Genomic DNA, 10,600 nt, shown 5'->3' with positions numbered 1-10,600 from the left:
CCCCAGCCCTCCCCCCCTTCCTCATTCGGAAGCTCCTGCTGCCCCTTCTCCGGCCGCACCCGCCGCCCCAGCCAACGCACCTGCCTCTACCCCCATGCCACCCAGTACTACCTCAACTCCGCCTCCACCCGCCTCATCCAATGCGCCACCCGCTGGCCCACATGGACAAGGGGCCAGCGAAGTACGGGCAGCCCGTGCATTGATCCACCCTCTGCCGGTCATTCCTGACGAGTTGCGCGCCTCCGCCTTGAAAGAGGTCGCCTTGGTACGTTTTCATATCAGCAAGGACGGCACCGTCACCGTAGAATTGTTGCATCCTACCCAAAGCCCCAGACTTAATCGTCTATTACTAGAAACATTGCAACAATGGCGATTTTTTCCTGCAATCAAGGAGGGCCATCCGGTGGATTCGGTTCAGGATCTGAACCTGCAAATATCCGTGCAATAACCACGTCAGTCTGTGAACTTTTATCCATCTTTTCCCTTCGCCCCCTCTCCCAATATCAATTTCTTTCAGTTATCATGGGGCCATGCCCTTTCATACCTCATTTATTTTTGAACCGTCGACCCAGATCAATGCGCTGCGAAAGCACCTCGAGTTATTCGAGCAAACTCCTGAAGTAGCAGCCCTTCTGATCCTGGCATGCGATGCCAACGGCTATACCCCGGCCAATCTGAATCCTCTCTTGCATGCCTGCACCAAACCCGTTCTGGGGGGTATTTTTCCTCAAGTATTGCATGAAGGAAAAGCTTGGTCCGAGGGGGTGGTGGTGGTTGGTTTATCCCGTGCGCCCGTTTTTGTCATCCTGGATAATCTGTCCCAACATTCCTGTTTTGACGAAATTCTTGACCATTCCTTCAACCTGCCCACCTCTCCGGACACTCAGACCCTGCTGGTATTCGTCGATGGATTTGCTACGCATATTTCCAGTTTAATCGAAGGACTGTTCAATACCTTTGGGCTGGAACTCAATTATTTGGGTGGTGGCTGTGGATCACTCTCCCTCCAACCCAAGCCCTGCATCATCACCCCCACCGGTCTGCTGCAGGACAGTGCCCTGTTGGTCTTCCTGGACTACCCCAGCGGCGTTGGAGTTGCCCATGGCTGGGACTCCATTTCCAGACCTTACAAGGTCACCTCCGCTCAGGGAAATATCATTCATTCGCTGGATTGGCGTCCCGCCTTTGAGGTGTATCAAGAAATCCTGGCAAATCATGGGGGACAACACATAACCCCAGACAACTTTTTTTCCATTGCTAAAGCCTATCCCTTTGGAATTACTCGCCTCGATGCGGAAATGGTGGTCCGTGATCCTTTGTCGACCCAGAACCAGCACATTACCTGTGCCGGTGAAGTGCCTACGGGCGCTTTTGTACGCGTATTGCACGGCAACCAGCACACTCTGATCCAGGCAGCACAACGAGCTCACGCCATGGCTCACGAGGCTTGGTGTGAAAGTCAGTCCCGTCCATATGAACTTCAATTCGTAGTGGATTGTATTTCGCGCGCACTTTTTCTCGAACAGGATTTCCGCCAGGAACTGGCGGTTATCCACTCCCCTGGTCCTATGCTGGGTGCCTTGACCATCGGTGAAATTGCGAACAGCGGTCAAGATTATCTGGAGTTCTATAACAAGACAGCCGTGGTGGGTTTTTTCTAATGGAGAATCCAGAGTCCTGGCGGATGGTCCAGCAGGAAGTCCTGCAGGAAATTGCCATGTCCATTGGCATCAGTCTGAATCTGGAACAAATGCTAAAGTCCACCCTTCCGGTCTTCATGCGCCGTTTGGGGTGTACCTTGGCCTCCGTTGTTACGCGCTGCGGTGAAGAAGATCCCATCCAGCTCATGACGTTACCCCGCAACACCCGTCATGAACTCCAGATGGAATTTCTGTACCGACTTATGAGTCAATATGACCGACGAAACAAAGGGATAAAATCGATATTTCATACTTCGATGGATAAGTACCACTGTTATCTCTGGCCGCTTCCTGAAATCGGCTTTCTGCTACTGGCACGCAACATCTCACTGCCCCTCGACCTGGTTCAGGAAATCGGCCCCCTGGCCTGTAAACTGGGGGTAGCCATACAAGCCTGCCAACAACACGCCCAATTGAACACCACCCGCCAAGCCTTGGCAGATAACGAGCGGCGCTGGAAACTGGCGCTGGAGGGTGCAGGGCATGGGGCCTGGGATTGGAACCCCGTCACCAATACCGTATTCATGTCTTCCTCTTGGAAGTCGCTGTTGGGTTTCATGGAAGAAGAATTAGGGAATCGTTTCGAAGATTGGACCAGTCGCATTCATCCTGAGGACTTGCCCGCCAGTATGGAACGTTTGGAACATCATCTGGCGGGAAAACTTCCGGTCTATCGTAGTTTGCATCGCATGGTACATCGTCAGGGGCATTATGTATGGATGCTAGACCAAGGGATGGTGTTTGGACGGGATGATCAAAACAATCCCCTACGGGTCGTTGGCACCATTACCGATATGACGGAACGCAAGAAACTCGAAGGAGAATTGGTCAAGGCATACGAGATTGCCGAACGAGCCAACCGTATGAAAAGTGAATTTCTCGCCAGCATGAGCCATGAAATCCGGACCCCCATGAATGGCATCATGGGCATGACCGATCTGGTACTGGATACTCAATTGACCCCCGTACAACAAGAATATCTCAACCTCGTCAAATTCTCAGCCCAGCAATTGCTCACTCTTATCAATGATATTCTGGATCATTCTAAGATTGAAGCCGGAAAACTTACCTTGGCTCATGAGTTTTTTGACCTGCGTCTTTTCTTGGAAAAAACCATTCGCCCATTTCAAATTCAGGCTAAAGACAAGGGGTTACATTTCTCTCTTGAAGTCGAACCCGATCTACCAATTCTGATCGGTTCAGACCCCGACCGACTTTGCCAGATTCTGGTCAATCTGGTGGGTAATGCTATCAAGTTCACGGCCCATGGCCATGTAAAGGTGCAAGTTGAACCGGAGAATTCCCTTCCGAATGCGCTGCATTTTTGTGTCTCTGATAGTGGTATCGGTATTCCAAAAAACCAGCAGGAACAGATTTTTAGTGCTTTCACTCAAGGCGATGGCAGTATCACCCGACAGTTCGGGGGAACCGGGTTGGGTTTGACTATTTCCTCAAGTCTAATAAAAATGTTGGGTGGTTCCATTTATGTTGAAAGCGAACTTGGAAAAGGCTCAGCATTTCACTTTATTTTGCCCTATCAGTATAACCCCCCCGCTGTCCTCCCCTTGACTACCCAACTGCCCGTCCAAGTCTTTCCCTCCCTTAAGCGCGCACGGGTGCTGATTGCCGAGGATAATGCCACCAATCGTCTCCTGGCCCAAAAAATTCTGGAGAAGGAAGGATGCCAGGTCATTCTGGCAGGAAATGGAGAAGAAGCTCTCCTTCAATGGGAATCAAATCCCATTGACTTGATTCTGATGGATGGAATGATGCCCATTATGGACGGCATCACGGCAACCCATCAGATCAGAACCAAGGAAAAACTCAAGGGATCCTCCCCCATTCCCATCATTGCACTCACCGCCAATGCCATGGTAGGAGATCGCCAGCGCTATCTTGATGCGGGCATGAGTGACTACCTATCCAAACCCTTCAAACCCAATGAGTTACGCATGATATTGGAAAACTGGCTGAAGCATTGATCCCCTTCCCCGCAAAATCAGTTAAAATCCCCAAAGAGAATTAGCCCAGGTGGCGAAATTGGTAGACGCAGCAGGTTTAGGTCCTGCCGCCGCAAGGCGTGGGGGTTCGAGTCCCTTCCTGGGCACCATTTTTATTTCATCTTCGCTGATACATGGGCTGGAAAGTATCGGTTGCTTAATGAGATAATTTTTTATATTGGATTTCCAAGTGTTACTGAGGTGCCTGAAATGCCTTGGGAAATTTTGGCAGATCGGGGTTCATGAAATCCCAATGCGCTGCACTTGAAGTATAAATGTCGAGCATGGGCTTAAACATCGAGGGATCGTCAAGGGTTCCTGTGCGAAGTCCCAATAGATTTGGAAGCTTCCCTAATTTGGCAAATAACTGGGAACCACAATTGGGGCAAAATCCTCGGCTTATTTTATTTCCGCTGTCCGCAGTTGACTCATAGTATTTTACCGCGCCACTGATCTTTACCGTTTTCTCTGGGACAAACAGAGCCGGTGTAAAAGTACCACCCGAAGTTCTCTGGCAATCACGACAATGACAATTGCCCGAGAAAACTGCCTCCCCGGTGGATGGTCGAGGTATAAAATACCCGGCAAATAGCCTACCACTACTAAACCTCCACTTGTCCCACCCGCTTAATCGATACCCGAACGCCAGCACTCCGCCTGAGTATGCCCGAAAAGCGGTTGAGGGTTTCAGTATTTTTTTCTGGAGCGACGCTCACTGAAGCAGCATGAAAGCGAAGATCAATTTGTCGGCGTGCCAATCGCAAAGAGCATCGCTCAGGCGAACAGCAAGTTCACACTCCATCTTGATGACCTTTGAATGTTCCGCCGATGACTGGTCACGATAATCGGCTGATTCGAACTCTTTTAAACTTGTTCCGAAGGCAACGAGTCCGCTAAAATGCCGGAACCATTCACAATCTGAACGCCATTATGCCAACTATCCCCGTCTGCCCCCAATGCGCCATGGAGAATACTTACCAGGACGGAGAAAACTATGTGTGCGCCGACTGCGGTCATGAGTGGCCAATGAAAGAGCCTAAAAAAGCCGATGATGACGCTGCGGCAGTGATTAAGGATGCTAATGGCCTTGTGCTGGCTGACGGTGACTCAGTGGTACTCATCAAAGACTTGAAGGTCAAGGGTTCGTCCATTACGCTCAAGATGGGTACCAAGGTAAAAAGCATCCGTTTGACCGGTGGTGACCACGAGGTAGACTGCAAAATGGACGCTGGCAACTTCATGCTGAAGGCCTGCTATCTGAGAAAGGTTTGAGAGGCGCTCGCATTATGGCGCTACAGCTTGAATCCATTCTAACCTGTCCAAAATGCGACCATGCGGAAACGCTGACTATGCCAACCGATGCCTGCCAATGGTTTTATGAATGTACTAACTGCAAAACCCTACTTAAGCCAAAGCCAGGTGACTGCTGTGTGTTCTGTTCCTATGGTAGCGTTCCTTGTCCCCCAAAGCAGTCCGGTGAAAACAACTGCTGCGGCTAGGAATTGTTGGTGATGCCATTATGCTTGAGGCGCGGATTCTCAGCGTGGCGGATGTAGTCGAAGCGATGTTTTCGCACCCATACATTCTTTGTCACCAGCAGTCTGAATTTTCCATAGAACCGCAGGTTGAAATTTCCGAGGGTAAGTTTGGGGTTTTGGGTCGTTTTTTGATCAGAACAGTGGATTATCGGGGAAAAGTTCGAGTTGGTCAGGATCGTGAGTTGTCACGCCTCAATGGCCATGACATCAAATTATCAGCAAGCATCGGAGTGGCTTTCTATCCGGATGACGATAGCGATGGGCAGAACTTGCTACGCTATGCCGATCAAGCCATGTATGTAGCCAAGCAAACGGGGCGTAATCAATTTCATTTTTTCAATGCTGTCACCAATTGAGCCCTGTTGGCTAAAACAGCGTTCTGAACATCAACTTCAGAGAAAATCCAATGGAAGCCAAGAGTTACAATGGAATACTGTTACCCGGTTTTGTGTAACGTTCACTTCCTGACTCGAAGACGCCACAAAGATGTCACTTCCGCCTGGCGCGCGGCATGAAGCGGATCACTGACATCTGCAACGCGCGGGTGGTGTGGACGCGTTTCGATTCGATCAAAGACAACTAGCCCCGCCGCATCGATCAACTCAAGCAACTCCGAGCGCGTACGCAACCCAAAATGCTCCCCGAGATCCGAGAGCAGGAGCCAGCCCTCACCGTCCGGATCGAGATGCGCAACCAGGCCATTCAAAAAACCACGCAGCATGCTGCTTTCAGGATCGTATACCGCGTGTTCCAGTGGAGATACTGGTCGTGCGGGAATCCAGGGCGGATTACAAACGATGAGTGCGGCACATCCGTTGGGATAAAGATCCACCTGCTGTACTTCAACCTGTGCATCTAATTTAAGCAATGCAATATTGTCGCGTGCGCATGCTACCGCGCGCGCATCTCGTTCGGCCGCGATCACGCGCGCGACGCCCCGTTTTGCCAATAGCGCGCTGAGCACACCGGTGCCGGTGCCGATATCGAAGGCTACGCCACGCGCCGGCGTCTCGAGCAGGACAGGCGGCAGCGGTGCTGCGGCGACCAGATCCACATATTCGGCACGGATTGGCGCGAATACGCCGTAATGCGGATGAATTCGCGCGCTGAGCACCGGAACTTCGACACCCTTTGTCCGCCATTCGTGCGCACCGATGATCCCCAATAATTCGCGCAGTGAAGCGATAAACGGCATGGTGGCCTTACCATAGGCTTCGGTACACGCCTGCTGCACATCAGGTGCGCGGCGCAGCGGAATACGAAAGTCCGCGTCAAACGGAAGGAGCAACATACCCAACTTTCGCGCGCGTTGCGATTGCATCAGTCGATAGCGATGAAATTCATCCGCCGAAAGAGGAAGCGACGAAGCAATAGACGTCAATCTCTCTGCCTCGGCAACAGTCTGCTTCTTACCCTTGTGTGGCTCATCGATTCGCCGTGCCAATGCAACAAGCAGTTGTCGTGCATTCTGGAAATCGCCACGCCACAGAATCGCCGTGCCTTCGCAAGCGAGATGATAGGCAACGCTGGCCTTCATATGATCGTCTGCGATTACCACGCGTTTCGGGGGCGGCAAGTCGCTCCCCGACCGCCAGGGGGCAGTGCGTACTTCGCCCTTTTCATGCCAACTGACAGAGGGGAATTCCGTCACTCCGAGTCCTTGAACCGTACCGAATGGCAGCACCCGTCAAAGCCCCGTATATTTTTCTAGGACACCTCGCGTTCCGCGCACGCGCAAAAACGCTCCTTCAATGTCAGCACGCTCTTCCAGCACCTCACAACTTGAAAAAATTTCACCGCGCAGTTTCTGCGCCGACCAGGGAAGAAATAACTCGGCTTCTATGAGATCCTTCCGAAAAAATGCGACGATGGCCTTGTGCAGCGTCGCCACATCATCAATGCGGCGCGCGCTCATGACGATGCAATCCGGGTATTGCGCGCGCAACATTATTTCAAATTCAGTTTGTATCACAGCGTCGCCCACCTGGTCCACCTTATTGAACACACGAATGCGCGGTACGGTCTCCGCACTGATCTCGGCGAGTACCTTATCAGTGACTTCGAGTTGACGCTCGAACCCAGGATCGCTGGCATCGATGACATGGAGCAGCAGTGAGGCATCAAGAGCCTCCTCAAGTGTTGACTTGAATGAAGCCACCAGTCCATGGGGCAGGTTCTTGATGAAGCCCACTGTATCGCTGACCAGCACGTGGGGCACAGACTCAGGATAGAGCGTGCGTACAGTAGTGTCGAGTGTGGCGAAAAGTTTGTTTTCCACCAATACTTCGCTACCAGTCAGTGCACGCATCAAAGTGGATTTTCCGGCATTCGTGTAGCCCACCAACGCCACGCTGGCCAACCCATGGCGTTCTTGTCGGCGCGAGCGTTGCGTCTTGCGTTCCACATCCATCGCTGCTATTTCCTGCTGCAATTCGGCAATTCGGTCACGAATTCTTCGTTTGTCCAGTTCGGTGTGGGATTCGCCGGCACCGCGACCTCCGGTGCCGCTGCGCTGCCGTCCCTGCGGTCCGGCAAGTTTTGCCATTTCGCGCAGGCGTGGCGCCATATAGCCCAGACGTGCAATTTCCACCTGTGCCTTTGCTGCGCGAGAACGCGCGTTGCGGTGGAATATGCTAAAAATCACCATGGTGCGATCCATCACATCACAGCCAACATCATTTTCCAGGTTACGCGCTTGGGACGGCGAAATTTCGTGATCCACGAATACCCTATCAATAGTACCGATACTGGAGTCAGGTACCTCGGATCCGTTGATAAAGTCACGTATCTCCACCCGCTTGCCAAGTCCCAGATAAGCTGATGTGTCGAAGGCAGTGCGCTTCTGAGTAAAGGTGCGGACCACCTTGTATCCCAGTGTTTTTGACAGGTCACGCAATTCAGCCAATGATGCCTCAAATTCAATATCGCTCACGCCGGGCAACTGCACGGCCGCGACCACGGCGAATGCGGCCTTGCCTTTGACTTCTGTTTGCATGTGGAGGGCACTTTTCCAGATTAGACCAAGTGAGATTGTACGCTTCTGAGCGAGATCCACCTAATTACAACTGGCCTGAAGATCAAAAACTGATGACGCCGAAATGGTGTGGCACCCGGCATTATTGAACAAATTTAATTGGTTGAACTTTTCCCATAGCCATGGATCAGTCAGGGGTACTCAGACACCAAATAGTTTATTGGCAGTTTCTGCGATCAATTTACCCTGAAAGCGCGCTCCGTCCAATTCAATTGCGCTGGGTTGCCGCTGGCCTTGGCCACCGGCAATGGTGGTCGCCCCATAAGGACTTCCGCCAACAATTTCATCAAGCGTCATTTGGCTCTGGTAACCATAGGGCAGGCCGACAATGACCATGCCAAAGTGCATCAGATTGGTAATGACTGAAAACAGGGTAACTTCTTGGCCGCCATGCTGTGTAGCGGTGGACGTAAAGGCTCCTCCCACTTTGCCCTGCAAAGCGCCGCGCGCCCACAAACCACCGGCTTGATCGAGAAAACCAGCCATTTGTGCTGGCATGCGGCCAAATCGGGTAGGCGTTCCAACAATAATGGCATCATACTCGGCCAGTTCGTTGATCATCGCGATGGGCGCCGCTTGATCGAGTTTAAAATGTGCTGCCTTGGCAATTTCCAGCGGAGCCGTTTCCGGTACGCGCTTGATATCGACGGAAGCACCCGCCGAGCGTGCACCTTCGGCCATGGCTTGTGCCATTGTTTCAATATGACCGTAACTTGAATAATAGAGCACAAGGACCTTGGACATTCGTCCTCCTTTATCGTTTGCGCTTGTTAAATTGCCAGTCTCACCACGAAGATAGCCAAATAACTCACTTCAGTCTACGCCCGGAAGGAATCCTGAATCAAGTCATGCTTGCCATAATAACAAAAAATTTTTATTTCCGGGGTGAAAATTCTGCCGTATGGACACGCTGACCTTCCTGTGCAGAAAAATCAGGTACTATTTAGTGAAAGAAATAACGATTAATAACGGGGTAATTATTTGTGGATAACATTGGCCAATCGGAATAATGGGACCGCTGTTAACTCTCAAAGTGCATGAAATATTGCTTGCGGCGGCGCATGACGGTGCATCTGCCGTTGAATGTTCACTGGATCTGGATCGTTCGACGACGACAGTCGAGGTAGGTAATGCCGGGTGGATCTACCAGGGCCAACAATTTCCTTATCTGAAAATCTGCAAAGACAGGACCATTTACCACTGGTTTGACGAGACCTTTCGGCCGATAGAGCGCTTCACTACGTCGTTGATCAAATTGGTACCGACGAAGTGGGGACCGCCGACTTTCGAAATCGATGGCATCAAGATGTTACCTACGGCGCAAGTTTCGCCCTATGCGGATGCCAAACGTAAAGTCGGTTTGATTCAACCGCGCGGCAAAGTGATTTTGGATACCTGCGGGGGTCTTGGTTATTTTGCTGCCTGGTGTTTGCAAGGTCAAGCCAAACAGGTTCTTTCATACGAGAAGAATCCTGATGTAATTTGGCTGCGAAGTCTCAATCCCTGGTCACCTGAAATAGACATGGGATTGACCTTAACCGAAGGCAACATTACTGAGCAGATTGCTTTGCTGCCCAGCCAGACCGTGGACGCCATTCTGCACGACCCACCGCGTTTCGGAATCGCTGGTGAACTTTACTCACAAGTTTTTTATGACCATCTAGCCAGGATGCTTAAGCGTAAGGGCAAACTGTTCCATTACACTGGCAGACCAAACAAACTCACCAGCGGACGCGATGTGCCAAATGAAGTATCGAAACGTTTACGACAAGCCGGGTTTATCACGGAATTGAATGGTGACGGGGTGTTGGCCACAAAGAAATGACATTTTTTTCGACCATTCAAACAAGCAATTGATTTTCGGTTATGGTGGTTAGTAACTTTCCATAAATTTTGCAAATCGAAACATAAGTTGCCGTATTTTTTTCATCAAACGCCCGATTGTTTTCATAATTTATTGAATATAAAGCAGAGTTTAGTTAACAAGCCGCTGGCATGACTAATGCTGTATTACCGCTAAATTGATAACTCAACAAACATTCAATGAAAAGTACCCAACTATTGATTCTCGGCATAGGCAATATCCTGTGGGCTGATGAGGGCTTCGGTGTGCGTTGTGTGGAGGCGATGAATGTCGCTTACCAGTTCGGTCACGATGTAGTTCTGATGGATGGCGGAACACAGGGTTTGTATTTACTACCTCCTGATTATGTCTCTATCTCAGTGCGCATCATCAGTTTCTTTCCAGAACAAGGAGTTGCATACATGAGCGCCACGGCAAGTCTTGGCACCATCGCTGCCAGGTCGAATCTTCGATTGAATCGATAC

Annotated in this window: 12 protein-coding genes and 1 tRNA gene; 9 read left to right on the top strand and 4 right to left on the bottom strand. The window is 50.9% G+C overall.

The features are described 5' to 3' along the window. The 4 genes from IV91_RS17240 to IV91_RS0108395 form a co-directional block, all read left to right on the top strand. Positions 1–448, top strand: a 448-nt coding sequence (locus IV91_RS17240; RefSeq protein WP_084190004.1) for an energy transducer TonB, incomplete at its 5' end; no start/stop codon positions are given. A gap of 82 nt (positions 449–530) precedes the next feature. Beyond that, positions 531–1,661, top strand: a complete 1,131-nt coding sequence (locus IV91_RS0108405) for an FIST signal transduction protein (protein WP_035417504.1) — start codon at positions 531–533, stop codon at positions 1,659–1,661. Beyond that, complete coding sequence (locus tag IV91_RS0108400) at positions 1,661–3,682, top strand: PAS domain-containing hybrid sensor histidine kinase/response regulator (protein WP_051862377.1); 2,022 nt, start codon at positions 1,661–1,663, stop codon at positions 3,680–3,682. The genes IV91_RS0108405 and IV91_RS0108400 overlap by 1 nt, the downstream gene beginning before the upstream one ends. A gap of 43 nt (positions 3,683–3,725) precedes the next feature. Then, positions 3,726–3,810, top strand: a tRNA-Leu gene (locus IV91_RS0108395). A gap of 83 nt (positions 3,811–3,893) precedes the next feature. Here the strand turns inward: IV91_RS0108395 and IV91_RS19715 are convergent. Further along, entirely contained in the window at positions 3,894–4,352 is a 459-nt protein-coding gene (locus IV91_RS19715; protein WP_197456537.1) for a GFA family protein, read from the bottom strand. A 278-nt stretch (positions 4,353–4,630) separates the two neighbouring features. Between IV91_RS19715 and IV91_RS0108385 the strand changes: the two genes are divergently transcribed. The 3 genes from IV91_RS0108385 to IV91_RS0108380 are packed head-to-tail and all read left to right on the top strand — an operon-like array spanning position 4,631 to position 5,594. Further along, positions 4,631–4,972 carry a zinc ribbon domain-containing protein YjdM gene (locus tag IV91_RS0108385; protein ID WP_031597568.1) on the top strand — a complete coding sequence of 114 codons (342 nt, stop codon included), beginning with the start codon at positions 4,631–4,633 and terminating at the stop codon, positions 4,970–4,972. Between the two features lie 11 nt (positions 4,973–4,983). Beyond that, positions 4,984–5,199 carry a GDCCVxC domain-containing (seleno)protein gene (locus IV91_RS19605; RefSeq protein WP_150112430.1) on the top strand — a complete coding sequence of 72 codons (216 nt, stop codon included), beginning with the start codon at positions 4,984–4,986 and terminating at the stop codon, positions 5,197–5,199. A gap of 44 nt (positions 5,200–5,243) precedes the next feature. Then, on the top strand, positions 5,244–5,594 hold the full coding sequence (locus IV91_RS0108380) for a diguanylate cyclase domain-containing protein (protein WP_200874352.1): 351 nt from the start codon (positions 5,244–5,246) through the stop codon (positions 5,592–5,594). Positions 5,595–5,695: 101 nt separating this feature from the next. Here IV91_RS0108380 and IV91_RS0108375 read toward each other — a convergent pair whose 3' ends face one another. The 3 genes from IV91_RS0108375 to wrbA form a co-directional block, all read right to left on the bottom strand. Next, positions 5,696–6,889 carry a methyltransferase gene (locus tag IV91_RS0108375; protein ID WP_031597565.1) on the bottom strand — a complete coding sequence of 398 codons (1,194 nt, stop codon included), beginning with the start codon at positions 6,887–6,889 and terminating at the stop codon, positions 5,696–5,698. A gap of 36 nt (positions 6,890–6,925) precedes the next feature. Continuing rightward, on the bottom strand, positions 6,926–8,233 hold the full coding sequence (gene hflX / locus IV91_RS0108370; RefSeq protein WP_031597563.1) for a GTPase HflX: 1,308 nt from the start codon (positions 8,231–8,233) through the stop codon (positions 6,926–6,928). Positions 8,234–8,413: 180 nt separating this feature from the next. Then, entirely contained in the window at positions 8,414–9,016 is a 603-nt protein-coding gene (gene wrbA, locus IV91_RS0108365) for an NAD(P)H:quinone oxidoreductase (protein WP_031597561.1), read from the bottom strand. A gap of 265 nt (positions 9,017–9,281) precedes the next feature. On the opposite strand from wrbA, the gene IV91_RS0108360 reads away from it, so the two are divergent. After that, positions 9,282–10,097, top strand: a complete 816-nt coding sequence (locus tag IV91_RS0108360; RefSeq protein WP_031597559.1) for a class I SAM-dependent methyltransferase — start codon at positions 9,282–9,284, stop codon at positions 10,095–10,097. A gap of 218 nt (positions 10,098–10,315) precedes the next feature. Continuing rightward, on the top strand, positions 10,316–10,600 hold a 285-nt coding region (locus tag IV91_RS17915), incomplete at its 3' end, for a hydrogenase maturation protease (RefSeq protein ID WP_031597558.1).

The sequence above is a fragment of the Ferrovum myxofaciens genome (genome assembly GCF_000735045.1).
GTDB lineage: Bacteria > Pseudomonadota > Gammaproteobacteria > Burkholderiales > Ferrovaceae > Ferrovum > Ferrovum myxofaciens.
Note: the sequence above shows the minus strand (reverse complement) of the source record. Positions and strands in the feature narration are given on the sequence as shown.